Here is a 25,560-nt window from a genome sequence, read left to right as displayed (position 1 = left end):
TCAGACAATGTGTCGGCCGCTCCCGCGGCGTAACCTACTCGGCCGCCTCGCTCGCCGCGCGTCTCCGCTTCGGCTTCCGAGCCTTCGCCAGCACCGGCGCCAGGAACTTCCCCGTATAGCTCCGCGGCGCTTTTGCGATGTCCTCTGGCGGGCCCCAGGCGACGATCTCGCCGCCGCCATCGCCGCCTTCGGGGCCGAGGTCTATGACCCAGTCGGCGGTCTTGATCACTTCGAGATTGTGCTCGATGACGACGACCGTGTTGCCCTGCGCGACCAGCTCGTGCAGCACCTCCAACAGCTTCTTGACGTCGTGGAAATGCAACCCGGTGGTCGGCTCGTCCAGGATGTAGAGCGTGCGGCCGGTGGCGCGCTTTGACAGCTCTTTTGCGAGCTTGACGCGCTGGGCTTCGCCGCCCGAGAGCGTCGTGGCCTGCTGGCCGACATGGATGTAGTCGAGGCCGACGCGATGCAGCGTCTGGAACGTCTCGCGTACACGTGGGACCGCCTTGAAGAACTCGGCCGCTTCCTCGACGGTCATGTCGAGCACGTCGGCGATGCTCTTGCCCTTGAATAGGACCTCCAGCGTCTCGCGGTTGTAGCGCTTGCCCTTGCAGACGTCGCAGGTGACGTAGACGTCGGGCAAGAAGTGCATCTCGATCTTGATGACGCCGTCGCCCTGGCAGGCCTCGCAGCGGCCGCCCTTGACGTTGAAGGAGAACCGGCCGGGCTCGTAGCCGCGCGCTTTCGACTCGGGCAGGCCGGCGAACCATTCGCGGATCGGCGTGAAGGCACCGGTATAGGTCGCAGGGTTGGAGCGCGGCGTGCGACCGATCGGCGACTGGTCGATGTCGATGATCTTGTCGATGTGCTCGAGGCCCTCGATGCGGTCGTGCGGCGCGGCGCCTTCGCTGGCATTGTTCAGCTTGCGGGCGATCGCCTTGTAGAGCGTGTCGATCAGCAGCGTCGACTTGCCGCCGCCGGAGACGCCGGTGACGCAGGTGAACAGGCCGAGCGGAATTTCGGCCGTAACGTTCTTGAGGTTATTGCCGCGCGCGTTGACCACCTTGATGGTGCGGCGATGGTTCGGCGGGCGCCGCTCGGGCACCTCGACCTCGAGCTCGCCGGTGAGATATTTGCCCGTCAGCGAGTTGGGGTTGCGCATGATCTCGGCGGGCGTGCCTTCGGCGATGATGTTGCCGCCATGCATGCCGGCGCCGGGGCCGATGTCGAGCACGTGGTCGGCGAGCAGGATCGCGTCCTCGTCGTGCTCGACCACGATCACGGTGTTGCCGAGGTCACGAAGTCTCTTGAGCGTGTCGAGCAGGCGCGCGTTGTCGCGCTGGTGCAAGCCGATCGAGGGCTCGTCGAGCACGTAGAGCACGCCTGTCAGGCCCGAGCCGATCTGCGAAGCCAGCCGGATGCGCTGGCTCTCGCCGCCTGACAGCGTGCCGGAGGAGCGGGAGAGTGTGAGGTAGTTGAGGCCGACATCGAGCAGGAAGGTAAGGCGCTCGCGGATCTCCTTGAGGATGCGGCCGGCGATCTCGTTCTGCTGAGTGTTCAGCGCCTCCGGCACGGTCTCGAACCACGCGCCGGCGCCGTTCACCGACATCTCGGAGATGTCGCCGATATGCTTGCCGCCGATCTTGACGCAGAGCGCCTCGGGCTTGAGCCGAAAACCGTGGCACGCCTCGCAGGGTACGTCGTGGAAATACTTCGCCAGCTCCTCGCGCGCCCACTCGCTCTCGGTCTCGCGATAGCGGCGGTTGATGTTGGTGATGACGCCCTCGAACGGCTTCTTGGTGTCGTAGGAGCGGACGCCGTCCTCGTAGGAGAACTTGATCTCGTCCTCGCCGGAGCCATGGAGGATCGCGTTCTGCGTCTTCTTGGGCAGATCCTTCCATTTGGTGGTCAGCGTGAACTTGTAGTGCTTGCCGAGCGCAGTCAGCGTCTGAATGTAATAGGGCGACGAAGACTTGGCCCAGGGCGCGATCGCGCCCTTGCCAATGGCGAGCTCCTTGTCGGGAATGACGAGGTCTTCGTCGACATGCTGCTCGACGCCGAGGCCGCCGCACGCGGGACAGGCGCCATAGGGGTTGTTGAACGAGAACAGCCGGGGCTCGATCTCGGGGATGGTGAAGCCGGACACCGGGCAGGCGAACTTTTCCGAGAACAGCATGCGCTCGGGTCCGCTCTTGTCGTGGATCTTTGCGGTCTTCTTCCTCTCTTCCGCGGGTGCTGCCGCAGCCGGCGCATCCGCGAATTCGATGACGGCGAGGCCCTCGGCAAGTTTCAGCGCGGTCTCGAAACTTTCGGCGAGGCGCTGGCCGATGTCGGGGCGCACCACGATGCGATCGACGACGACGTCGATGTCGTGCGGGAATTTCTTGTCGAGAACAGGGGCTTCGGCGAGCTCGTGGAAGGTGCCGTCGATCTTGACGCGCTGAAAGCCCTTCTTGAGCCATTCGGCAAGCTCTTTACGGTACTCGCCCTTGCGGCCGCGCACGACCGGCGCGAGCAGATAGAGGCGCGAGCCCTCGGGCAGCGCCAGCACGCGATCGACCATCTGCGAGACGATCTGGCTCTCGATCGGCAGGCCGGTGGCGGGCGAATAGGGCACGCCGACGCGCGCCCACAGCAGGCGCATGTAATCGTAGATTTCGGTCACCGTGCCGACGGTGGAGCGCGGGTTCTTCGACGTCGTCTTCTGCTCGATCGAGATCGCCGGCGACAGGCCGTCGATCTGGTCGACGTCGGGCTTCTGCATCATCTCCAGGAACTGGCGGGCGTAGGCAGACAGCGATTCGACGTAGCGGCGCTGGCCTTCGGCGTAGATGGTGTCGAACGCGAGCGAGGATTTGCCGGAGCCCGACAGCCCCGTGAACACCACCAGCTTGTCGCGGGGAATCTCGACATCGACGTTCTTGAGATTGTGCTCGCGCGCGCCACGGATGGTAATTGCGCGCAGGTTTGATCCCACGTTCTGCTGTTGGCGCTTCGCCTTGATCACTTCATCCATCCGGGTTGCCCTCAAGGAATCCCAAAGGCGCGCGATCGCGCCAACAAAAAAGGCGCGCTTCGCCCGGAACCGGGATCGGCGCCGATGGGGTTGTCAGCGAACGTAGGAAGAACGGAGACGGATTTCCAGTGGGACTTGCGAATCGTCAACGGATTGTTGGCGCACTGGCGGCATCTGGCAGGAGCAGGGTGGAACTGCGCGGCAACGTGCCCGACAAAACAAAAAGGCCGGCACAAGGCCGGCCTTTCGTAACGCGGATGGCGTTGGGGCTAAGTACTGAACTCAGTACTTGGCGACCACCGGGCCCCCGAAGTGATAGTTCACGCCGACCTGCACGGTGTGAAACTCGAGCGTGCCGGAGGGCAGGGCGCCCGAGAAGTAGGTCTCGCCGCCGAGGCTGCGAAAGAGGTACTCGCCCTTGACCGACCACTGCGGAGCGAAGAACGCTTCGACGCCCGCACCGACGGTCCAGCCGGAGTGCCACTTGCTGTCGGAAACGGTCACGCCGAGCGCGCTGACGCTGAGCTTGTTGTCGATCCAGGCGTAACCACCGGTGCCGTAGAACAGGACGTTGTTGACGGCGTAGCCGATGCGGCCGCGCACGGTTCCCATCGCATCGGTTTTGGAGCTGAGGGTGGTGCTGACGAGGCCGAAGCCGGGGACGGCAACGGGGCCGGTGACCGACGCGCTGACATCAGCCCAGGAACCATCGGCCTCGACGCCGAGCACGACATTGCCGGTCTGCCAGTTGTAGCCGGCAGTACCGCCGACGAAGCCGCCCTTCATCTTCGGGTCGGTCGAGGAATTTTCCCAAGCGCCGCCACCGACGATACCGAGGTAGAAGCCGGTCCAGTTGTAGACCGAAGCCATGGCCACCGGGGCCTTGGTGTAGGGGCGCGCCGCGAGATCAGCGGCCGAAGCCGGGGCGGCGAGAGCGAACAAACAGGCCGAAGCCAACAAAACCTTTTTCATTTTCAACTAATCCCAGTCCCAGTTTCTGATTGTGCCTTCCACGATAGGGAGGGCATCGGACTCACTTGCCCAACTGATGCCGTACTTACACCAGTGAAGCCGCAAGTTGTGTCACTCAAAAGCAACAACGGTCGGAAAACGGAACGGTTATTGACCGATTAATATCGGAGGACTGCACAGCAAAAGGCCGGCGCAAGGCCGGCCTTCGAAGTGCGATATGTCCAGCGCGATCAGTACCTTGCGATGGCCGGACCGCCCCAGCGATAGTTCAAGCGCACCAGGCCCATGTCTACGTCCTGGCGAATCCGGTCGCTGCCGAATACCGCACCCGCGGGCGTTGTGAAGCCGATCGTGCGATCGCCAAGGAAGATGTGGTCGTACTCAAAGCCCAGCGACCAGTTCGGGGCGAAGCCGAATTCCAGACCGGCCCCGACCGTGCCACCCCAGCGAGTCTCCCGGGCCGAAGCCAGCAGCGCGCCCGCGCCGGGCGTACCCGCAGCAGCGTAGATGTCGTACTTGTCACCGACGACGGCGGCGCCGCCCTTCACGTAAAGCAGCACGTTGTTCCAGGCGTAACCGACCTGACCGGTGATGAGACCGAAAGCGTCGATGCGGGAACGGTTGCGATCACCCGTCACCAAAGCGGTACCAGGGAAGAGGGTGCTCACGTTGTCGCCCCGGAAGTCAGCCCAGTTGCCCTGGCCTTCCAGACCGAACACCCAATTGGCGGACTGCCAGCGATAGCCGATCTGGCCGCCGACGGTGCCCCCTGTTGCATTGTGACAGCCTTCGCCGACGAGAACGCCGGTCGCGGGCGTGACGAAGTCCCAGCACTTGTGGCTGGAGCCACCGCCGCCGTTGATGCCGATGTAGAAGCCGCTCCAGTCGTAGATGGCGGCAACCGCCGGCGGCGGGGCTTTGGTGTAGGGACGCGCGGCCATGTCCGCCGCGCTTGCGGGAGCCGACAAGCCCATCGCCACTGCACCGATTGCACAAATAAGAAGCTTATTCATTGCCAGTCTCCCCAGGTTTCGTCCGCTTCTTATTTCCCCGAAGCGGCTGATCAGGCGCGAGGGCCCATATGAACTAAGTCCGAGGCAACCGTAGCTCTACGGAGCGGCAGAGTCCGTCTCCCAAATGCAACAAGACCGGGGCAGTGCGAGTACCCATAACTTGCTGAATGTTAAGTTCTTTCTTCCATTTTCGGGAACCTACAAAGGTTCCAATCGACGTGTGCCTTTCCGCAACACATGTGGCCGATCGATCCCACGCCTTCAGATCTGTCTTCGCCAAGAACAAATCTGGAACGAACCGGAGGTCGATGCTATATGTGGGGATAACCGGAGGGGTGACGGCCTGATCGTCGTCCGCAAGTGTTCGGCGAGCGTATAGGGTCGCCTCAACAGGCACGGCGGAACGCGGGAGCGGACCGGCCTTCTTGAATTCAGTGGCATTCGGAGCGGAGAGCGGAGATGGCGGGAAGCGTCAACAAGGTCATTCTGGTTGGAAATCTCGGCAAGGATCCTGAAATCCGCCGCACCCAGGACGGGCGGCCGATCGCCAATCTGAGCGTCGCGACCTCGGAGACGTGGCGCGACAAGGCGACTGGCGAGCGCAAGGAAAAGACCGAGTGGCACCGCGTCGTGATCTTCAATGAAGGGCTCTGCAAGGTCGCCGAACAGTATCTGAAGAAGGGCGCCAAGATTTACGTCGAGGGTGCGCTCCAGACCCGCAAATGGACCGACCAGAGCGGTGTCGAAAAGTACTCGACCGAAGTCGTGCTCCAGGGGTTCAACTCGACCTTGACGATGCTGGACGGTCGTAGCGGCGGTGGCGGAGGCGGCAGCTTCGGCGACGAGCCGGGCGGCGATTTCGGCTCCTCCGGTCCGGTCAGCAGCGCGCCGCGGCGCCCTGTTGCCGCCGGCGGCGGTGGCCGCAACAGCGACATGGACGACGATATCCCGTTCTGAGCGATTCCGCTCCAAGAACGCGGCGCCTGATGCGGACGCGCCGGCCGGATGGGCGGCGCTTCTCATCTCATGTCAGAACATCCCACTAATCGACAGGACGGGCTCGGCATTTCCGGGCCCGCTTCATGTTTGGGGTGAGCTCGGATTGCGGCTTGGCAAACGCGTCGACGCGGCAAGCTCACCGCGCGGTTTTCCACGCGTGAGCGGCGATTTTGCAAGGCCGATGCGAGTGCTGTCCGAGACACCGCTCGCAAGGGCTTAAGTTGTTGGAAAAATAGGCGGAAAAAGCGCTTCCCAGAACGCCGCGAGGGTGGTTATCAGAGGCTCGATGCGCTATATGATTCCCAGATAAAACCTCACCGGATTTCCCCTTGGCTGACGACGACGACAAGCCCGGCGACCAGCCGGCGCAACCCTCGGATATTCGCCCCGTCTCCATCTTCGAGGAGATGAAGAAGTCCTATCTCGACTACGCCATGAGCGTGATCGTGGCGCGGGCGCTGCCTGACGCCCGCGATGGCCTGAAGCCGGTGCATCGCCGCATCCTGTACTCGATGAACGAGCAGGGGCACACGCCGGACAAGAAGTACGTCAAGTCCGCCCGCGTGGTCGGTGACGTCATCGGTAAATATCATCCGCATGGCGACCAGTCGATCTACGACGCCATGGTCCGGATGGCGCAGGACTTCTCCATGCGCGTGCCGCTGATCGACGGCCAGGGCAATTTCGGCTCGGTCGACGGCGATCCCCCGGCTGCCTATCGTTATACCGAAGCCCGATTGACGAAGGCGGCGCTGGCTCTGCTGGCCGACATCGACAAGGACACGGTCGACTTCCAGCCGAACTACGACAACAACGAGACCGAACCGTCGGTCTTGCCAGCCAAGTTCCCGAACCTTCTCGTCAACGGCGCCGGCGGCATCGCGGTCGGCATGGCGACCAACATCCCGCCGCACAATCTCGGCGAGGTCATCGACGCCTGCGTCGCGCTGATCGACAACCCCGCGCTCACCATCGACGAGCTCATCAACATCGTGCCGGGACCGGACTTCCCGACCGGCGGCGTCATCCTCGGACGGCAGGGCATCCGCGCCGCCTATCACCTCGGCCGCGGCTCGGTCATGATGCGCGGCAAGGTCGCGATCGAGACCATCCGCAAGGAGCGCGAGGCGATCATCATCACCGAGATTCCCTACCAGGTGAACAAGGCGACGATGGTCGAGCGCATCGCCGAGCTGGTCAAGGAAAAGAAGATCGAAGGCATCGGCGACCTGCGCGATGAATCCGATCGCGACGGCTACCGCGTCGTCATCGAATTGAAGCGCGACGCCGTGCCGGATGTGGTGCTCAATCAGCTCTACAGGTTCACGCCGCTGCAGACGAGCTTCGGCGTCAACATGGTGGCGCTCGACAGCGGCCGTCCACGGGTCATGCACCTGAAGGACCTGCTGGCGATCTTCGTCGACTTCCGCGAGCGGGTCGTCACGCGGCGCACCAAGTTCCTGCTCGCCAAGGCCCGAGATCGCGCCCATGTTTTGGTCGGTCTCGCCATCGCAGTCGCCAATATCGACGAGATGATCCGCGTCATCCGGACCTCGCCCGACCCGACCACCGCCCGCGACACCCTGATGTCGCGCGACTGGCCGGCCCGGGACGTCGAGGACATGCTGACGCTGATCGACGATCCGCGCCACCGCATCAGCGAGAACGGCACGATCCGGCTGTCGATGGAGCAGGCGAGGGCCATTCTCGATCTGCGCCTGCAACGCCTCACCGCACTCGGCCGCGACGAAATCCGCGAGGAGCTCGACAAGCTCGCCGGCGAGATCGCCGACTATCTCGACATCCTGCGCTCGCGCGACCGCGTGCTGGGCATCATCAAGTCCGAGCTCGCCGAAGTGAAGGCCGAGTTCGCAACCCTGCGCCGCACCGTCATCATCGAGCAGGAAGGTGAGGTCGAGGACGAGGACCTGATCCAGCGCGAGGACATGGTCGTCACCGTCTCGCACGCCGGCTACGTCAAGCGCGTGCCGCTGTCGGCCTACCGGGCCCAGCGCCGCGGCGGCAAGGGCCGCGCCGGCATGCAGACCCGCGATGAGGATTTTGTCAGCCGGCTGTTCGTGGCGTCCACGCATACTCCGATGCTGTTCTTCTCCTCGCGCGGACAGGTCTACAAGATCAAAGTCTGGCGCCTGCCGATGGCCGCGCCGAATGCGCGCGGCAAGGCGCTGATCAACATCCTGCCGCTGGAGCAGGGCGAGCGCATCACCACCATCATGCCGCTGCCGGAGGACGAGTCCACCTGGGGCAATCTCGACGTGATGTTTGCCACGACAGGCGGCAACGTCCGGCGCAACAAGCTGTCCGACTTCGTGGATGTCCGCCGCTCCGGCATCATCGCGATGAAGCTCGACGACAATGAAGCGATCGTCGACGTGCAGATCTGCACTGAGCACGACGACGTGCTTTTGACCGGCGCCGGCGGCCAGTGCATCCGCTTCCCCGTGACCGACGTGCGGGTGTTCACCGGCCGCACCTCGATGGGCGTGCGCGGCATTGCGCTTGCCGAGGGCGACAAGGTGATCTCGCTGGCGATCCTGCGCCACGTCGAGACGACGTCCGACGAGCGCTCGGCGTACCTGAAGATGCGTCGTGCGGTCGCCGGCGAAGCTGCGGCCGAGGAGCCGGCGGCGGACGCCGAGACCGAGGAGACCTCCGGCAGCTTCCAACTCGCCCAGGAGCGTTACGTCGAGATGTCAGCGCAGGAGCAGGTCGTGCTGACCGTGTCCGTCAACGGTTACGGCAAGCGGACGTCGTCCTACGAGTACCGCACCACGGGCCGCGGCGGCAAAGGCATCGTCGCCATGAGCGTCAACAACCGCAACGGCAACCTCGTAGCGTCGTTCCCCGTGGAGGATGCTGATCAAATCATGCTGGTTACCGACAAGGGTCAGCTGATCCGCTGCCCGGTCGAAGGCATCCGCGTCGCCGGCCGCTCGACCCAGGGCGTGATCGTGTTCGACACCGCGGAGGACGAACACGTCGTCTCGGTCGAGCACATCACGGAAGAGGCCGAGAGCGGAAACGGGGCGAATGGGGAGTCGAACGGGGAGTGATGCGTCACCCCGTAGCCCGGATGGAGCGCAAGCGAAATCCGGGTTCTTCATTCGGACGGCTGTCCCGGATTGAGTTGTGCTCGATCCGGATACTGCACTGACCAGCTAAATCTCCAGCTCCGTGCCGAATTCCACCACCTGCTTGGTAGGTACGCCGAAGAACGCGGCGGAGCGTTCGGCGTTGCGTTGCAGGAAGGCGAACACGGTTTCGCGCCAGACCCACATGCCCGGCACGTCCTCGCGCGGGATGATTGTCTCGCGGCCGACGTAATAGGTGATGTCGGAGAGGTCGATGCCGGGCAGCTTGCCGTGGCGGCAGGCGAAGGTCAGCCCTTCGTAAATCGTCGGGTTCTGCATGAAGCCGTAATGCAGAACGACGCGGGTAATGCCGGGAATGATCTCGATCACCTCGATGCGGTCTTCGTCGGCGATGTGAGGAAGCTCCTCGATCAGCACGGTGACCAGGACGATGCGCTCGTGCAGCACGTGGTTGTGCTTGACGAACTGGGTCAGTGCCAGCGGCACGCCGCGCGGCGCCGAGGCCAGGAACACGGCGGTGCCGGGGAGTCTGGCGCTGCACTGGTTGACCGCGGTCTCGATCAGATCCTCCTCGGGCTGGCGCAGCTTCGCGCGTGCGGCTTCGACGAGCTTCACGCCGCTGCGCCAGGTCAGCATCAGGAAGGCGACGAAGCCCGCCAGCATCAGCGGAAACCAGCCGCCCTCGAACAGCTTGATCGAATTGGCCGAGAAGAAGATCAAATCGATCACGAAGAAGAAGCCGTTCACGGCAACCACGAGCCACGGTGAATAGCCCCACTGGATCGCGACCAGGGCGGCGAGCAGCGTGGTGATCGCCATCAATAGCGACACCGCGATGCCGTAGGCGCCGGCCAGCGCCTCCGAGCTGCCGAAACTCAGCACGGCGCCGAGCGTTGCGGCGGCGAGCAGCCAGTTCACCAACGGCACGTAGATCTGGCCGATCGCGTCGCTCGTGGTGTGACGGATCTGCATGCGCGGCAGGAAGCCGAGCTGGATCGACTGCTGCGTCAACGAGAACACGCCGGAGATGATGGCTTGCGAGGCGATCACGGTCGCGACCGCCGAGAACGCGACCAGCGGATAATGCAGGGCGTCAGGGCAGAGCTGGAAGAACGGATTTTCGATCATGGTGGGATCGGTGATCAGCAGCGCGGCCTGGCCGAAATAGTTCAGCACGAGCGCAGGCAGGCAGATCGCGAACCAGGCCAGCCGGATCGGCAGGCGGCCGAAATGCCCCATGTCGGCGTACATGGCTTCGCCGCCGGTCACCGCGAGGAAGGCGGCCCCCAGGATCGCGAAGGAGACATGAAAATCCTGATGGATCAGGAAGTCGAACGCATAGAGCGGGCTGAGCGCCGCCAGCACCGCCGGCGCCTTGACGATGCCGTGGATGCCGAGCGCTGCCAGCACGAAGAACCAGGCCAGCATCACCGGTCCGAAGATGCGGCCGATGAAGCCGGTGCCCTGCTTCTGCATCATGAACAGTCCGATCAGGATGACGACGGTCACGGGCACAACCGCCGGCGCGAGCGAGGGTGCGTCGACCTTCAGACCTTCGATGGCTGAGAGCACGGAGATGGCCGGCGTGATCGCGCCGTCCCCGTACAGTAGCGCGGCGCCGATGAGGCCGACGACCAGCAAATGCGCGCGCCAGGTACCGGGTTGAGCGTTGCGGGCATGCAGCAAGGCCAGCAGCGCGACGATGCCGCCTTCGCCGCGGTTATCCGCACGCAGAATCAACAGCGCATATTTCAGTGAGATGATCAGCAACAGCGCCCAGAGGATCAGCGAGGCGACGCCCAGAACGGCATCGTTCGTCAAAGTGCCGCCGTGGGCGGCGGCCTTGGCGGCTTCCTTCAGGGCGTAGAGGGGGCTGGTGCCGATATCGCCATAGACCACCCCGAGGGCGCCCATGGTCATGGCAATCGGCAGTGGATCAGGTTGATGGCCGGATGCGACTGCAGGCGTACTGGACAATGGCGACCCCCCGATGGGATCGCGCCCGACGGGTCATTCCGACGGGCGCGAGCATCAGGCAGTGTGCGACGGGACGTCGCAAATATCCATGGGGTATATCTTTGGGGTTTATCTTGAGAGTTAGCTGACGCGAAACTGACAGACCCCCACTACGGAGTACGGTTGGCAGTCACAAGGCGAGCCTCGCGGATGTTGGCTTTGGTGCCGGCCTGGCGGAGGCAGGACGCTTCGAAATTCGGCCAGGCCTGCTGCGAGCAGTCCTTGCCGACGGTGCGGATATCGAGCCGGTCGCTCTTGGCAAGCGGCTGCGGCACGCTCGCCTCGACGGTGGGGGCGAAGCCGGGCAGGAGCGTGAGGGTGGCAGCAACACACGCAGAAATGGCGATCGCCGAAAGAGCCTTGATCATGACAGTCCCCTGTGATGCGGCCGGTACGCCCAGTGTGCGGCCCGTCGTTCGTTGGCTGGATTAGTAACCATGGCCAGTTTCCGGACGTCTTCGCGAACGCGGGAAATGGTTTCGTTCGCGCTCCGTTTTGTGTCGTGGCCGCCCTCAGGACGAAACAATTCGGCGCATTCCGACACGCTTCTGCGGAAAAACCGCCAGGGAACCTGACCGGCTTGCCGGGCCGGGCAGGGCGCGGTAGGACGTGGCCATGCCGCGCATTGCCTTCTATCCAGGTTCCTTCGACCCCATCACCAACGGCCATCTGGACGTGGTCCGGCACAGCGTGTCGCTGTGCGACAGGCTTGTTGTCGCGATCGGGGTGCACCCCGGCAAGAAGCCTCTGTTCTCGACCGAGGAGCGGCTGAAGATGCTCCATGACGTCTGCGGGCCGGTGGCCGCCCAGGCCGGCTGCGTGCTCGAGGCCGTGACGTTTGACGATCTGTCGGTGACCTCGGCGCGCAAGCACGGTGCCACGATCATGATTCGGGGCCTGCGCGACGGCACCGACCTCGACTACGAGATGCAGCTCGCCGGCATGAACGAGGCCATGGCGCCCGAGGTGCATACGATCTTCCTGCCGGCCTCTCCCATAGTCCGCCCGATCACCGCCACTTTGGTGCGCCAGATCGCTGCCATGGGCGGGGATGTCTCGGCCTTCGTTCCGCCGCTGGTTGCGGCCCAGCTCAAGGCAAAATTCGCCTGATAACGGCGCGTTTCCTTTCTCATCTCTGATCCGGAGTTGTCATGATCCGAATTCTCGCAGTTCTTGCCGCGGTTCTGTTCGCGGTGCCGGCCTTCGCGCAAGCCTTGCCGGCCGGCCTCGACAAGGCCAACGCCATCGTCATCGACTCCACCAAGGGCCGCATCGTCATCAAGCTCCGGCCGGACCTTGCGCCCCAGCACGCCGAGCGCATCAAGCAGCTCGCGCGCGAGGGTTTTTACAACAACGTGCCGTTCCACCGCGTCATGGATGGCTTCATGGCGCAGACCGGCGACGGTCAGAACTTCAATGGCACCGGCGGCTCGAAATATCCGAACCTGAAGCAGGAATTCTCGAAGGTGCATTTTGCGCGCGGCATCGTCGGCATGGCCCGGCGCGGCGACAGCGTCGACACCGCCAATTCGCAGTTCTTCATCATGTTTGCCGACGGCGGCAGCCTCGACAACCAGTACACCGTGATCGGCGAGGTCGTGCAGGGCATGGACGTCGTCGACAAGCTGAAGAAGGCGCCTCCCGGATCGAGCGGCGGCACCGTCACCGACCCCGACAAGATGGTGAAGGTGCAGGTCGCTTCCGACATCAAGTAGGAGCGGCGATGGCGCGCTGCGGTGGCAAGCTCCTGCTGGTTGCCGCGGTGCTGCTGCTCGGCGTCCCGGGCGCGGTCGCCGAGGACGCACAGGTCAACACCATCCAGGACATCTTCCGGCATTTGCGCACCTGCTGGAAGCCGCCGCCCGCCGCCAGGGCCCGCCCGATCGACATCACCGTCGTGGTGAGCTTCAACCGGGCTGGAAACATTCTGGGCCATCCGAGGATTACCTATGAATCCGCGGAGGCTTCCGACAATGACCGGCTGCAATACCGGGTCGCGGTGATGGAGGCATTGCAACGCTGCACGCCGATGCCATTTACCGATGCGATGGCCGGCGCCGCTGCGGGGCGTCCGTTCGCGATCCAGTTTCGCAACCGCAAGTCTTCACCTGACAGGACTTCACCCCCAACCCAAGAGAGACGAGCATGAGCGCCACCGAAAACACACTGATCCTCGAGACCACGCAGGGCCCCGTCACCATCGAGATGCGGCCTGATCTGGCGCCCGGCCACGTCGCACGCATCAAGGAACTCGTGCGCGAAGGCTTCTACGACGGCATCGTGTTCCATCGCGTGATCGACGGCTTCATGGCGCAGACCGGCTGCCCCCAGGGCACCGGCACCGGCGGCTCCGGCCAGAAGCTGAAGGCCGAGTTCAACAAGGAGCCGCATGTGCGCGGCACCACCTCGATGGCGCGCGCCGCCAGCCCGGATTCCGGCGATAGCCAGTTCTTCATCTGCTTCGACGATGCCCGCTTCCTCGACAACCAGTACACGGTGTGGGGCAAGGTCACCGAGGGCATGGAGAACGTCGACAAGATCAAGCGTGGCGAGCCCGTGCAGAACCCCGACAAGATCGTCAAGGCGCGGATGGCGGCTGACGCGGCGTAGGCGTTCAACCCTCATGGTGAGGAGGCGCGTAGCGCCGTCTCGAACCATGAAGGCCGAGCTGCAGCAGCGGGGCCTTCATCCGTCGAGACGCGCGTTCCGCACCCCTCAGGATGAGGAGTGACTGTGCGGCCCTGAGTCCGAGATGCGCACCGATCTCTTCGATTTCGACCTGCCCGCCGAGCGCATCGCATTGCGCCCGGCGAGCCCGCGCGACTCCGCGAAGATGCTGGTTGTCGATCACGGCACGCTGCGCGACCAGGTCGTGGCTGACCTGCCGCAATGGCTGAAGCCGGGCGACCAGCTCGTCGTCAACGACACCAAGGTGATCGCGGCGCAATTAAAAGGCCGTCGCATCGGTCGCGAGAACGAGCCGAAGATCGAGGCAACGCTGATCAAGCGCCTCGACGGCTCGCGCTGGCAGGCGTTGGTGAAGCCTGCCAAGAAACTCATCGCCGGCGACCGCATCCGCTTCGGCAATGAGGGCAAGGTCTGCCTGCTCGGCCATCTCGACGCCGAGGTCGAGGCGAAGGGCGGGGAAGGCGAGGTGACGCTGTCATTTTCGTTTCACGGCCCGACGCTGGATCAAGCCATCGCCGATCTCGGCAGCCCGCCGCTGCCGCCCTACATCGCCTCGAAACGCACGCCTGATGATCAGGATCTCGCCGACTACCAGACCATGTTCGCTGTGAACGAAGGCGCCGTTGCCGCGCCGACAGCAGGCCTGCATTTCACCCCGGCGCTGGAGCGGGCGATGCACGCGCGCGGCGTCGGCATCAATCGCGTCACGCTGCATGTCGGGGCAGGGACCTTCCTGCCGGTGAAGGTGGACGACACCGAAGGCCACAAGATGCATGCCGAGTGGGGCACGCTGTCGGCCGAAACGGCGGAGCGGCTCAACACTGCGCGCAAGAACGGCGGCCGTATCATCGCGGTTGGCACCACGTCGTTGCGCCTGCTCGAAAGCGCAGCCAGCGAGGACGGCACCATTGAGCCGTTCGCCGCCGAGACGTCGATCTTCATCACCCCCGGCTATCGCTTCCGCGCCGTCGATGTTCTGCTGACCAATTTCCATTTGCCGAAGTCGACACTGTTCATGCTGGTGTCGGCGTTCTCCGGGCTGGAGGCGATGCAGCAAGCCTATGCACACGCGATCGCGACCGGCTACCGGTTCTATTCGTACGGGGATGCCTGTTTGCTGTTTCCGGCGCGGGAGTGACGCGGGCGGCGTTCTCGTGCTATACTGCTCATACGTTTTGCATGGATCGAGTGGCCGATGAACATCCGTTCCGCGAAAGTAGATGAGCTTGCCCAGCGCCTCGCCCGCCTGACGGGGGAAGATATCGAGACGGCGCTCGAACGCGCCATCGAGGAACGCTTGTCTCGCGTGGCATCGCCGGCGGTCGATAGGAGGGCCGCCCTGACGTCGTTCTTCGAGCGAACCGCTGGCTTGCCCGTTCTCGATTCTCGGCCTGCAGACGAAATCCTCGGCTATGACCGTTTCGGGCTGCCGTCCTGATGGTGCTGGATACGTCTGCGATCGTCGCGACCGTCACCAACGAGCCAGATGGGCAGCGCTATCGGAAAGCCATGCTGGATGCTGCCAGCCTGTCGATGTCAGCAGTAGCAATCCTGGAAACCAAGATCGTTCTCTCTGCTCGCTTCGGAGCATCGGCCGTGAAGTTCTTCGACGAATTGCTGGAGACTGCCGGGATTGTCGTAGTGCCGTTCGACGCAGACATGGCGAAAGGCGCGTTCGAGGCATTTCAACGCTTCGGCAAGGGTCGGGGGACATCCGGCGCAGCTCAACATCGTCGATTGTGCGGTCTACGCTTGGCGAAAGCGCGTTCGCAACCGCTGCTCTTCAAGGGAGCCCACTTTGCTAAGACAGACATTCTCCCCGCGTTGACCTGACCCGCTGTTTGCCATTGTAGGGTGGGCAAAGCGAAGCGTGCCGACCAACTTTCTTGATGCGAAGTGGTGGGCACGGCGCTTGCGCGCCTTTGCCCACCTTACGCATCTTCCGTTACGCCATCATCCGCTGCGGCAGGAGCTCCGCGATCTGCACCGCGTTGAGTGCAGCGCCCTTGAGCAGCTGGTCCGCCGCCACGAACATCGAGATCGAATGTCCGGAGGGGTCGCTGAGGTCCTTGCGGATGCGGCCGACCAGGACGTCGTCCTGGCCCGAGGCATCGATCGGCATCGGGAAGTAGTTCCTGGCACGGTCGTCGACGACCTTGACGCCGGGCGCTCGTGCCATGATGGCGCGGACCTGGTCCTCGCTGATCGGCTTCTCGCATTCGAAGGTGATGGCCTCGCAATGAGCCCGCAGCACCGGCACGCGCACGCAGGTGACGCCGATCGCGATCTTGTCGTCCTCGAAGATCTTGCGGGTTTCGTTGATGACCTTGGTCTCTTCGTCGTTGTAGCCGGTGTCAGGGTCGATCGGGGTGTTGTGGTTGAAGAGGTTGAAAGCGTAGGGATGCGGCATCACCTTCGGCGTATAAACCTGCCCGTTGAGATTGGCGCGGGTGGACTCGACCAGCTCCTCCATCGCGGCAGCGCCGGCGCCGGAGGCCGCCTGGTAGGTCGAGATGATCACCCGCTTGATGCGGTTGCTCTGGTGGATCGGCCACAGCGGCACCAGCGCCGTGATGGCGGCGCAGTTCGGGTTGGCGATGATGCCCTTGTGGTCGCGGATGCGGTTCGCGTTGATCTCGGGGATCACCAGCGGCACGTTCGGGTCCATGCGGAAGGCGGAGGAGTTGTCGACGACGACGGCGCCCGCCTTGACTGCGATCGGCGCGAACTTCTTTGAGATGCTGCCGCCGGCGGAGAACAGGGCGATGTCGACGCCTTCGAAGGCGCGTTCGGTCAGCTCCTCGATGACGACGTCTTGCCCACGGAACGACACCGTCTTGCCGGCCGAGCGGGCGCTGGCCAGCGCCTTGAGCTTGCCGACGCGAAAGCCGCGCTTGTCCATGGTGGCGATGAATTCGGCGCCCACCGCACCGGTGACGCCGACAATCGCGACGACGGGATCGTTACTCACTTTGTCCTCCATTGATTTGAGAATTCAGACAACAAAAAAGCCCCGGACCATCATGGGCGGGGCTTCGGTAGAGTGGATTGCGTTCTAGTCGACGACTACACGCGCACGCCTCCCCGGGCCCCGAAGGCCGTGGTGGTTTTAGTCGTGCGTTTGGTGGTCGTGAACATGGCGAGAGCTTATGCGGGAGAGTTTTGCGCCCGTCAATCGCTTTTCGGCGGGATTGGGGCTGCCGCTATTTGATCCGGGCGCCCGGCGGTTCAAGGATGACCTCCTTGAGGTTGTCGCCACTGATGACGACGATCGCGAAATTCAGCCGGCCGCGTTCGCGCACCAGTCCGCCGCTGATGGCTTTGCCGGAGGCCGCGCGTTCGGCGACGTGGACGGCATCCGCAAGTCGGTGCTTGATGGCACCGAGCGCTGCGAGATTGCTGCGATCGTCGAGGTCGAGCTCGGCGAGAGGGAGGGCGGCTTCCCCGCCGACGAGCTCGCCGGTCGCGGCATTGATGGTGTGGCGCCAGATCCGGTCGTTGTGCAGGGTCTTCACCCGGTAGACCGGCACGCCGGAGGCTCCGTCGAAACTCACATCCGCCGTGGTGGCACCGACGTGGCGGGCTTCCGCGATCGCCATGGCCTGGTTGATCGAGATCGACGAGCTGCGGAAGCGCTCGATCTCGCGGCTGACCGCTTGGCGGTCGGCCTCGGCGTCACCATCTGTGTCGCTGTGAAGGGTGGTCGGCGTGCCCGTGCTCACGATCGCCCGCGCCGGCGCTGCGAGGAGGAGTGCGGACAGGGCGATCGCGAGCAGTCCCGAGATCCGTCGTTTGGCCGTCGTCATGCTCGAACCCTCGGCCAGCGAGTATGCCGGATGATCGTCAAGAATTTGCGGCCGACCTTGGGCATCGGTCGGCCGCTGAGCGTCGCGACGGGCTGTACCGCCGGGACGATCGAAGCGGTGCGGACCTCTTGGGGCTGGTGAAAAAGCGATCCGCATCGCCCTATAATTAAACCATACCGTATCGTTTTGTTTCGGTCAACGGCGCGGCCACGAGATCTCCCGGGAAGTTCGCAAGCTCACGGAATTGTCAGCGCGATGGGCGCCGCCGCTGGGTGCCCTTGGCGGCACTCTGGCTGCCGTCCGCTGATCCCAGCGCGCCTGCCAGGAACAGCTTGATCGCAGCGCGCATGCGCTTTTCCGCGGCCTTCATCTCCGGCGGCGTTCCAAACGTCGCCAGACGATGGTTATGACCGACGACGACGTCGAGAAACACTTCCGCCGCGATGGTGGTGTCGTCGACGTCGAGCGCGCCTTGCGCCACCAGATGGTCGAAGAAGCGTGCCGTGGTGGCGACGGCCTTGAGCCAGCCTTCCTCCTTGCCGAGCTTGGCGATGTCGGGAAAGTTGATGGCCTGCGACGTCATCATGCGGCTGAAGGCGACGGCATCGGGTCCGCAGGTGAATGTCAGCATCTCGCGCCCGATCTCGACCAGCCGTTGCTCGACCGAGATATCCGAGGCGCTGCCGAGCTGCGTCTCGGCGGCCGCGGACAGCGGTGCCAGCCATCGCGCGATCTCGCGTCTCAGCACGGCTGCAAACAGGCCGCGCTTGTCGCCGTAACGGGCATAGACGGTGGGCTTGCTCACTCGCGCGGCTTCCGCGACCGCATCGAGCGAGGTCGCATCAAAGCCGCGATCCAGGAACAGGCGGGTGGCGACCTCGATCAGCCGCTGATCGCGCTCGATCGCGGCGCTTTTCGTCGGCCGGCCGCCGCGCGATTTCGGCACCTCGCGCCGCGGCGCCGCCGGTCTTGTCCTGGTCGCAGTCAATCCCATGCCCAATGATTCCTGCGCGGTCGTGACATCAGTCATTGCTCTATAACGCGCGGCAACGAGTGCGTCATGGCTAATCTGGCCGAATGACCGCATCGTCAACCGTCTCGGCACGGCCCCGTTCCTCACCGAGCGCTCACGGAAGCGTCGAAGTCCAGGCCTCGCCCGAAGCCGCCTTCTCATATCCGTACTGATACAGCGCCCGCATATAAGCGGTGTCGAACCCTTCCGAGGGGGCGGCCGGATAATCGCGCGCGATATAGGAGAGATGGAAGCCCAGGCGGTTGCGCTTCGCAAAATCATAAGTCGAGAAGATGATCGAGCGGGTCTGCGACTGGGTGATCGACGACAGGCTGCGGGAGGCAACGTCGATGGTGCTGTTGGAGACGAGCTCGAAATTGCGTTCGATCTTCTTGTTGACGAGGATGTAGATGTCCAGCTTCGCAGGGCCGGGAAGGCGACTGCCCTGGAAAAGCAAGGCTTCCGGCAGCGTCAGCACCGGGGCCGTCACACCGCCGTCGACATGCATCTCCTGAAATCTGCGGCCCTCGCCTTCGGCGTCGATCATGATCGGCGGAAACACCAGCGGGATGCTGGCGGAGGCCGCCATCACGTCGCGAAACAGCTTGAGCGCCTCGGACGTGCCGACCGCGGCGATCTTGCCCATGTCCCAGATCGCGGTGCGCTGGGTGTCGAGATCGGTCGTCACCACCAGCAGCCTTCGGCCCTTGGCGTTTTCACGAGCGACTTGCGCCATGATTTCGGGGCCGACATAGCGGGCGACGAGCTCGCGCAGCCGCGTGTTGCCGAACAGGCCGGACCCGAACAGCACGCGCATGATGCTAGGATCACTCAACAGGCTCTCCGCGACACCGCTGGTGTAGACCTCCTTCAACGTGTCGTCATATCGCGAGCCGAGAAACGCAAAGGGCGCAATCAGGCCGCCGGTGCTCACGCCCGAGACCACCGAGAAGGTGGGACGGGTTTTGGCCGCGGTCCAGCCGTTGAGCACACCGACGCCGTAGGCGCCATCTGCGCCGCCGCCTGACAGCGCCAGGTAGGACTTCGTCGCGGTGCTGGTGTCCTTCTCGAAATTGAATTTCGTGATGGGTTCGTCGGCGTAGCGCCGCAGGCCATCAATATCGAGCACGCGCGATGTGCTGGCTTCGGTGGCCGTATAGGGCGTGCGGGGCAGGGAGGTGCAGGCGCCGAGCGCCAAGCTGCACGTCAGGACCAGCAATCCGAACAGGCGGGCGCCGGTCCACCTCGTCCAGCCATGCGAACGGCCGGCTGGGTCAGTCGAACTTGAAGGGAGGGGCATTGCGGTGGCTGGCGATCACGCATCTACCGCCGCCGGCAACATCGCCGCGGCATCTCGTCCAGCCCAAGGTAAAACTACACTGTGTCGTTTTGTTTAACAAGCGTCGCAGGCGCACAATTCCGTGTCCCCCAATATTTGAACCCATTGTCCCAGTCTGATGCATAAGCCGGCCGAGGCATCGCCCGAGCGGGTTGATCGGCCTGCTCCGACACGCAATAAGCACCGTCATGAATCGTCCTGACACCGGTCTGCCCAATCATTTCGAACTGCTCGCCACCGATGGCGCCGCGCGCACCGGGCGCCTGACCACGCCGCACGGCGTGGTGCGCACGCCCGCCTTCATGCCGGTCGGTACCGCCGGCGCGATGAAGGGCATGCACTGGCGCGAGGTGCGTGAGGCCGGTGCCGACATCGTGCTCGGCAACACCTATCATCTGATGCTGCGTCCCGGCGCCGAGCGGATCGCGGCGCTTGGCGGCTTGCAGACATTCACCGGCTGGAACGGGCCGATGCTGACGGATTCCGGCGGCTTCCAGGTGATGTCGCTGGCGGATCTGCGCAAGGTCAGCGAGCAGGCCGTGACCTTCCGTTCGCATATCGACGGCGCCAAGGTCGAGCTGTCGCCGGAGCGCTCGATCGAGGTGCAGCGTTTGCTCGGCTCCGATATCGCCATGCAGATGGACGAATGCGTGCGACTGCCCGCCGAGCGCGCCGACATCGACCGCGCGATGCAATTGTCGCTGCGCTGGGCCGAGCGAAGCAAGCGCGCCTTCGAGAGCGCGCCCGACGGCTACATGCTGTTCGGCATCGTGCAGGGCGGCGACATACCCCAGCTTCGCCATGCCAGCGCGCAAGGCCTCATCGAGATCGGTTTCCATGGTTATGCCATTGGCGGCCTCGCCGTCGGTGAGCCGCAGGCGGTGATGCTGGCGATCATCGACGAGACAGCGCCGCTGCTGCCGAGAGAGCGGCCGCGCTACCTGATGGGCGTCGGCACACCCGACGACATCCTCGAGGCGGTCAAGCGCGGCATCGACATGTTCGACTGCGTGATGCCGACGCGCAATGGCCGGCATGGCGTTGCCTTCACACGCTTCGGCCAGGTGAATTTGCGCAACGCGCGCCACGCCGACGATCCCCGTCCGCTCGACGAAGAGAGCTCCTGGCCGTCGGCGCGCAGCTACGCGCGCGCCTATTTGCACCATCTCGTCAAGGCGGGCGAGACGCTGGGTGCGATGCTGCTGTCCGAGATCAATATCGCTTATTACCAGTTCCTGATGCAGGGCATCAGGGACGCGATCGCACAGGGAACGTTCGAGGAGTTCTATCGGCGTACGCGCGAAGACTGGGGGAGGGGCGACATCGCCCCGCGCTAGGTCAAGTGCAAAACGTCAGTTGCAGACGAGGCGCTGCTTGACGGAGTGCTTGGTCACGAAGCCGTAGCCGCAATTGTCGCAGGTCCAGAGATAGCTGATCACGTGTTCCGACAAATACGCAGAACCTTCGGCGGCGATCATGGAGTCGGCGCAGACGGGACAGGCCGGCAACTCACTGCAACGCGGAGCGCGGTTCGGTGCGACGGTCGACAACACTTCAGCGACTGCTGACATCGTGGTGACCTCCCAGCTTGAGACCTAAGTCTAACATAAGCAGAATCAGTTGACGAGGTCGCAACACAAATGCGTTGGTTTTCTGATAATTATTGCTCACGCGATTTTGCGATGCAGCGTATTTAACATGTAACGCAATCTCGCTTGCGTGTCGCCGCAGGCTGTCTAGAAGCACAATCGTCGCCACAGGGAGTTCATCATGGACGCATCGTCCACCACGGGTGCAGCGCACCAACCCGGCCGCGGCCGGATCTATGACTCGATCGTCGATGCTTTTGGCGACACGCCGATCGTGCGCTTGCGCCGGCTGCCGGGCATGCATGGCGTGAACGCGACCATTTTGGCAAAGCTTGAATATTTCAATCCCGCCGCAAGCGTGAAGGATCGCATCGGCGCGGCCATGATCATCGCCATGGAGAAGGCCGGAATCGTCAAGCCCGACACCGTGCTGATCGAACCGACCTCCGGCAATACCGGCATCGCGCTGGCCTTCGTCGCGGCGTCGCGCGGCTATAGGCTCAAGCTGGTCATGCCGGAGTCGATGTCGATCGAACGCCGCAAGATGCTGGCCTTTCTGGGCGCGGAGCTGGTGCTGACACCGGCCGCGCAAGGCATGAAGGGCGCGATCGCGACGGCCGAAGAGCTGTTGAAGACGACGCCGAATTCGGTGATGCCGCAGCAGTTCAAGAATCTCGCCAATCCCGAGGTGCACCGCCGCACCACCGCGGAGGAGATCTGGAATGACACCGCCGGCAACATCGACTTCTTCGTCGCCGGCGTCGGCACCGGGGGCACCATCACCGGCGTCGGCCAGGTGCTGAAGCCGCGCAAGCCCTCGCTGCGCGTGGTTGCGGTCGAGCCGGAGGAGAGCCCGGTGCTGTCGGGTGGCCAGCACACGCCGCACAAGATCCAGGGCATCGGTGCGGGCTTCGTCCCTGACATTCTCGATCGCTCGGTGATCGACGAGATCGTCAAGGTCAACTCGACGACGGCGATCGAGACCTCGCGGGCACTGGCGCGGCATGAGGGCATTCCGGGCGGCATCTCCTCGGGCGCCGCGATTGCCGCGGCCGTCGAGATCGGCAAGCGACCCGAAGCTGCGGGAAAGACCATCCTGGCTATAGTGCCGTCCTTCTCCGAGCGGTATCTTTCGACGGCTCTGTTTGAGGGAATCTAGGACATGGCGGATCAACCACCGAGGCGGCCGCGGACGTTGGGCGACGCCAGGACGGAGGCCGAGGCGGCGTTCAAGAAGGTGACGGCGAAGGTCGCTGCGGCGCCGCCAAAGCAGAACGTGGCGCCGGGGGTCAAGGAGCAGGTCACGCTGCGGATCGACCAGGACGTGCTGGAGCATTTCCAGTCCGGCGGGCCCGGCTGGCAGGACCGCATCAACGAGGCGCTGCGAAAGGCCGCCGGGAAGTAGACGCCAAAGCTTTGGTTATTCGTAACGAAAAAGCCCGGCGCGAGCCGGGCTTTTGTATCTGCGATTGGCCTCGCCTCAGCGGCGGAACATGCCGCCCATCATGCCGCCGACGACACCGCCGACGAAGGCTGCGCCGGCAGGATCGCCGCCGCTGCTGCGATGGGGAGCCGGTGCGGGCGCGCTGCTGGCCGCGGGGGCGGCGGCCCGGCGGGCTGCCTTCTGGCTGTTGTCGCTCGCGGTCGGCGGGCCGGCCACGACTTCCGAAAGCAGAGCCTTGTGCTGGAGCTTGTTCAGGTAGCCAGACGCGGGATAGCCGCGCGCCGCCTGCCAGCGCTTGAGCACCGACCGGGTCTCGTCGCCGAAGACGCCTGTCTGTTTGTTGTCGAAGCCGAGCCCGCCCAGGCGACGCTGAACGTCGCGGCGCTGGTTCTTGTCGAGGCCGATTTGGTCCTCGGTAAGCTGGGTGGCCTCTTCGGTGAAGGTCGCGGGATCGACGCCAGCGGTGAGGGTGCGCGTCGCGGTCGAGGGGCCGCTCTTGATGGCCGCGAGGCGTGCCAGCGCAAGCGCCTTGAACTGACCGTTCGGGTAGGCGGAGAGGTAAGCGTTGAGCTCTTCCGACTTATTGCTCTCCTTGACCGAACGCCAGTATTCGAGCTCGACACGGTCCGAGCTGCCGCCCGTCGCCATTGGCACGCTGCCAGCAGCCGTCGGTGCCGCATTGGCGACCTGCGTCGTCGGAGCCTGGTTGAGATAGACCGCGCCGGTCAAATTGGTGTGGCCCCAGGGCAGCTGCCCCTTGTGGGTCTCCTCGTTGACCTGGGCGCGGACCGACGTCATCGCCTGCTGGATCTCGACACCAGGCTTGGTGATGTTGTCGATGAGCGCACGGGTGAACGGGCTGTTGTTGCCCTCTTGGCCGTCGAGCGCGGTCTGGCCCGGGCCGGTGGCGAACGCGATCAGCGTGCCTTCGCCGGATTTCATCTCGGCAAGACCGCTCTGCACGTTGACGCTGCGGGTCGCGGAGTTCGATTTGATCTTGGCGGCAAACGGATTGTCGCGGCAGGCGTCAAGGAACACCAGCTTGACCTTGGCGTCGCCCATGGTCTGCTCGAGCGTCAGATCGATGTTGATGGCGGCACCGAGCTTGACGTCCATCTCCGACTTGATGTCGGCGTCGACAGGCAGAAGATAATTGGAGCCGCCGACCGCGATGCCGTGACCGGCATAATAGAACACTGCGACGTCGGAGCCCTGCGCCTTGCGGCCGAAGTCCAGCAGCTTCTCCGTCATCTGGTCGCGCGAGAGGTTCGAACCTTCGATCACCTCGAAGCCGACATTGCGCAGCGTTGCCGCCATCGCCTTGGCGTCGATCGGCGGGTTCGGCAATTGTGCGACGTTCTTGTAGGTGCCGTTGCCGACGACGAAAGCAACGCGGCGGTCGGCCTTCGCGGCACTGACCGACAGTGCCATGCACATCAGCGACGCGAGGAGGGTGAGAGTGCGCATCTGGAATCCCCAACAGAATCGAAATTGCAGGCAGCAACGAATTGGCACGAACTTACATGAAGTGCCCGCCTCGGCGCCACCAAAACGGCAGTTCGTCGCGTTCAACCCGCTGCTGTGTGGCAGAATGTGCACGATGGAATATCCTTCCAACGTGATCCAAATCACACGGCCACTTGGTTTTGTCGCGCGAGGCGGCGCGAGGTTCAGCGCGCGGGAGCAGGATCTGCCGGAGCTGGCTTTAGATTCAGGAGATTGCCGAACAGGATCAGCGCGGCGCCGACCACCGTCCAGGTGTCAAGCCGCTCCGAATACAGCAGCCAGCCAGCGGTCGCGGTCAATGGAACTCGCAGGAAGTCCATGGGAACAACGATGGTCGCATCCGCATAGCGCATCGCGCTGGCGAGGCAGTAGTGCGAAAACGTGCCGCAGACGCCGATCACGCCGACCCACGCCCAGACGTAGGCGGAGGGCCACGTCCAGACGAACAGCGTCGGAATGAAGCCTGCGACCGATTGCACCACCAGCATCCAGAACAGGATCGACAGCGCGCTTTCGGTGCGGGTCAGCGATTTGACGAGCACCATGGACACGCCAAAGCCCATGGCGGCGCCGAGTGCGATGAGTTGACCGGGATTGATCTCGCCGGTGGCGGGTCGGACGATGACGATCACACCGAAAAGGCCAAGCGCGATGGCGGCGATCTTCCACGGCGTCATGCGCTCGGAGAGAAGGCTCGCTGCGAGCAGCGCCGTCCAGATTGGCATGGTGAACTCGATTGCCACCACCTGGCCGATCGGGATCAGCGTCAGCGCGAAGAACCAGCCGAGCTGCGCAACATAGTGCACCAAATTGCGCCCGATGTGCTGCGGCAGGCGCGACGTCCTGAGCACTTTGAAGCCGCCGGCCCGATAGATGAACGGCGAAAGCAACAGGAATCCTAGCAGCGAACGCACTTCCATGATCTGAAATACATTCAGCTCGCGCGTGGTCTCGCGTCCGGCGACCGCCATGACCAGCATCAGCGACAGCCAGCCGGCCATCCACAGGGCAGCCATCGTTTTGGACGGTGTCGTGTTCATCGGCGCG

Annotated in this window: 24 protein-coding genes; 12 read left to right on the top strand and 12 right to left on the bottom strand. The window is 64.0% G+C overall.

Features of this window, described 5'->3' with window-relative positions:
- Positions 1–34: 34 nt before the first annotated feature.
- From uvrA to ACFQX9_RS24830, 3 genes are all read right to left on the bottom strand, one after another.
- Entirely contained in the window at positions 35–3,016 is a 2,982-nt protein-coding gene (gene uvrA / locus ACFQX9_RS24840; protein ID WP_377790972.1) for an excinuclease ABC subunit UvrA, read from the bottom strand.
- A gap of 282 nt (positions 3,017–3,298) precedes the next feature.
- Positions 3,299–3,988, bottom strand: coding sequence for an outer membrane protein (locus ACFQX9_RS24835; protein ID WP_018457996.1), 690 nt, complete (start codon positions 3,986–3,988; stop codon positions 3,299–3,301).
- A 230-nt stretch (positions 3,989–4,218) separates the two neighbouring features.
- A complete protein-coding gene (locus ACFQX9_RS24830; protein ID WP_026233477.1) occupies positions 4,219–5,001 on the bottom strand; it encodes an outer membrane protein in 783 nt (260 codons plus the stop codon).
- A 459-nt stretch (positions 5,002–5,460) separates the two neighbouring features.
- On the opposite strand from ACFQX9_RS24830, the gene ACFQX9_RS24825 reads away from it, so the two are divergent.
- Both ACFQX9_RS24825 and gyrA read left to right on the top strand, forming a co-directional pair.
- Positions 5,461–5,958 carry a single-stranded DNA-binding protein gene (locus tag ACFQX9_RS24825; protein ID WP_007590726.1) on the top strand — a complete coding sequence of 166 codons (498 nt, stop codon included), beginning with the start codon at positions 5,461–5,463 and terminating at the stop codon, positions 5,956–5,958.
- 371 nt (positions 5,959–6,329) lie between these two features.
- The gene (gyrA, locus tag ACFQX9_RS24820; protein WP_377790971.1) at positions 6,330–9,074 is read left to right on the top strand and encodes a DNA gyrase subunit A; all 2,745 of its coding nucleotides are present in this window, start codon (positions 6,330–6,332) and stop codon (positions 9,072–9,074) included.
- 105 nt (positions 9,075–9,179) lie between these two features.
- On the opposite strand, the gene ACFQX9_RS24815 is transcribed toward gyrA, so the two are convergent.
- Together ACFQX9_RS24815 and ACFQX9_RS24810 are read right to left on the bottom strand one after the other, a co-directional pair.
- Positions 9,180–11,033: a potassium transporter Kup gene (locus ACFQX9_RS24815; RefSeq protein ID WP_018457992.1), complete on the bottom strand. Its 1,854-nt coding sequence runs from the start codon at positions 11,031–11,033 to the stop codon at positions 9,180–9,182.
- Positions 11,034–11,239: 206 nt separating this feature from the next.
- Positions 11,240–11,497 carry a hypothetical protein gene (locus ACFQX9_RS24810; protein ID WP_018457991.1) on the bottom strand — a complete coding sequence of 86 codons (258 nt, stop codon included), beginning with the start codon at positions 11,495–11,497 and terminating at the stop codon, positions 11,240–11,242.
- A 247-nt stretch (positions 11,498–11,744) separates the two neighbouring features.
- Between ACFQX9_RS24810 and coaD the strand changes: the two genes are divergently transcribed.
- The 7 genes from coaD to ACFQX9_RS24775 all read left to right on the top strand — a co-directional run bounded on the left by coaD (position 11,745) and on the right by ACFQX9_RS24775 (position 15,650).
- Positions 11,745–12,239, top strand: coding sequence for a pantetheine-phosphate adenylyltransferase (coaD, locus tag ACFQX9_RS24805; RefSeq protein WP_247370332.1), 495 nt, complete (start codon positions 11,745–11,747; stop codon positions 12,237–12,239).
- A gap of 41 nt (positions 12,240–12,280) precedes the next feature.
- A complete protein-coding gene (locus ACFQX9_RS24800) occupies positions 12,281–12,844 on the top strand; it encodes a peptidylprolyl isomerase (RefSeq protein ID WP_018457989.1) in 564 nt (187 codons plus the stop codon).
- Between the two features lie 8 nt (positions 12,845–12,852).
- Positions 12,853–13,278 (top strand): hypothetical protein, encoded by a 426-nt coding sequence (locus ACFQX9_RS24795; RefSeq protein ID WP_018457988.1) that lies wholly within the window; start codon positions 12,853–12,855, stop codon positions 13,276–13,278.
- On the top strand, positions 13,275–13,739 hold the full coding sequence (locus ACFQX9_RS24790; protein ID WP_018457987.1) for a peptidylprolyl isomerase: 465 nt from the start codon (positions 13,275–13,277) through the stop codon (positions 13,737–13,739). Before ACFQX9_RS24795 ends, ACFQX9_RS24790 begins: the two co-directional genes overlap by 4 nt.
- A 142-nt stretch (positions 13,740–13,881) precedes the next feature.
- Positions 13,882–14,955: a tRNA preQ1(34) S-adenosylmethionine ribosyltransferase-isomerase QueA gene (queA, locus tag ACFQX9_RS24785; protein WP_377790965.1), complete on the top strand. Its 1,074-nt coding sequence runs from the start codon at positions 13,882–13,884 to the stop codon at positions 14,953–14,955.
- A gap of 57 nt (positions 14,956–15,012) precedes the next feature.
- Positions 15,013–15,255: a type II toxin-antitoxin system VapB family antitoxin gene (locus ACFQX9_RS24780; protein ID WP_085353162.1), complete on the top strand. Its 243-nt coding sequence runs from the start codon at positions 15,013–15,015 to the stop codon at positions 15,253–15,255.
- Positions 15,255–15,650, top strand: coding sequence for a type II toxin-antitoxin system VapC family toxin (locus tag ACFQX9_RS24775; RefSeq protein WP_085384631.1), 396 nt, complete (start codon positions 15,255–15,257; stop codon positions 15,648–15,650). Before ACFQX9_RS24780 ends, ACFQX9_RS24775 begins: the two co-directional genes overlap by 1 nt.
- 112 nt (positions 15,651–15,762) lie before the next feature.
- On the opposite strand, the gene ACFQX9_RS24770 is transcribed toward ACFQX9_RS24775, so the two are convergent.
- The 4 genes from ACFQX9_RS24770 to ACFQX9_RS24755 all read right to left on the bottom strand — a co-directional run bounded on the left by ACFQX9_RS24770 (position 15,763) and on the right by ACFQX9_RS24755 (position 19,935).
- Complete coding sequence (locus tag ACFQX9_RS24770) at positions 15,763–16,800, bottom strand: aspartate-semialdehyde dehydrogenase (RefSeq protein ID WP_377790962.1); 1,038 nt, start codon at positions 16,798–16,800, stop codon at positions 15,763–15,765.
- A gap of 220 nt (positions 16,801–17,020) precedes the next feature.
- Positions 17,021–17,623: a PepSY domain-containing protein gene (locus ACFQX9_RS24765; protein WP_377790960.1), complete on the bottom strand. Its 603-nt coding sequence runs from the start codon at positions 17,621–17,623 to the stop codon at positions 17,021–17,023.
- Between the two features lie 247 nt (positions 17,624–17,870).
- Positions 17,871–18,617 carry a TetR/AcrR family transcriptional regulator gene (locus ACFQX9_RS24760; protein ID WP_018457980.1) on the bottom strand — a complete coding sequence of 249 codons (747 nt, stop codon included), beginning with the start codon at positions 18,615–18,617 and terminating at the stop codon, positions 17,871–17,873.
- Positions 18,618–18,750: 133 nt separating this feature from the next.
- A complete protein-coding gene (locus ACFQX9_RS24755) occupies positions 18,751–19,935 on the bottom strand; it encodes a patatin-like phospholipase family protein (RefSeq protein WP_085384037.1) in 1,185 nt (394 codons plus the stop codon).
- Positions 19,936–20,162: 227 nt separating this feature from the next.
- On the opposite strand from ACFQX9_RS24755, the gene tgt reads away from it, so the two are divergent.
- Positions 20,163–21,311: a tRNA guanosine(34) transglycosylase Tgt gene (tgt, locus tag ACFQX9_RS24750; protein ID WP_377790957.1), complete on the top strand. Its 1,149-nt coding sequence runs from the start codon at positions 20,163–20,165 to the stop codon at positions 21,309–21,311.
- A 15-nt stretch (positions 21,312–21,326) separates the two neighbouring features.
- Here the strand turns inward: tgt and ACFQX9_RS24745 are convergent, their stop codons facing one another.
- On the bottom strand, positions 21,327–21,545 hold the full coding sequence (locus ACFQX9_RS24745; RefSeq protein ID WP_026233474.1) for a hypothetical protein: 219 nt from the start codon (positions 21,543–21,545) through the stop codon (positions 21,327–21,329).
- Between the two features lie 199 nt (positions 21,546–21,744).
- Here ACFQX9_RS24745 and cysK point away from each other — a divergent pair, with 199 nt between their 5' ends.
- Positions 21,745–22,722, top strand: a complete 978-nt coding sequence (gene cysK, locus ACFQX9_RS24740) for a cysteine synthase A (protein WP_018457976.1) — start codon at positions 21,745–21,747, stop codon at positions 22,720–22,722.
- 3 nt (positions 22,723–22,725) lie between these two features.
- On the top strand, positions 22,726–22,968 hold the full coding sequence (locus ACFQX9_RS24735; protein WP_007610629.1) for a BrnA antitoxin family protein: 243 nt from the start codon (positions 22,726–22,728) through the stop codon (positions 22,966–22,968).
- Positions 22,969–23,043: 75 nt separating this feature from the next.
- On the opposite strand, the gene ACFQX9_RS24730 is transcribed toward ACFQX9_RS24735, so the two are convergent.
- Together ACFQX9_RS24730 and ACFQX9_RS24725 are read right to left on the bottom strand one after the other, a co-directional pair.
- Positions 23,044–24,474, bottom strand: a complete 1,431-nt coding sequence (locus tag ACFQX9_RS24730; protein ID WP_377790954.1) for a caspase family protein — start codon at positions 24,472–24,474, stop codon at positions 23,044–23,046.
- Positions 24,475–24,677: 203 nt separating this feature from the next.
- Complete coding sequence (locus ACFQX9_RS24725) at positions 24,678–25,553, bottom strand: DMT family transporter (RefSeq protein WP_085353150.1); 876 nt, start codon at positions 25,551–25,553, stop codon at positions 24,678–24,680.
- Positions 25,554–25,560 lie beyond the last annotated feature (7 nt).

This window comes from Bradyrhizobium sp. GCM10028915 (genome assembly GCF_042666195.1).
In the GTDB taxonomy this organism is placed as follows: Bacteria; Pseudomonadota; Alphaproteobacteria; order Rhizobiales; family Xanthobacteraceae; genus Bradyrhizobium; species Bradyrhizobium canariense_D.
Note: the sequence above shows the minus strand (reverse complement) of the source record. Positions and strands in the feature narration are given on the sequence as shown.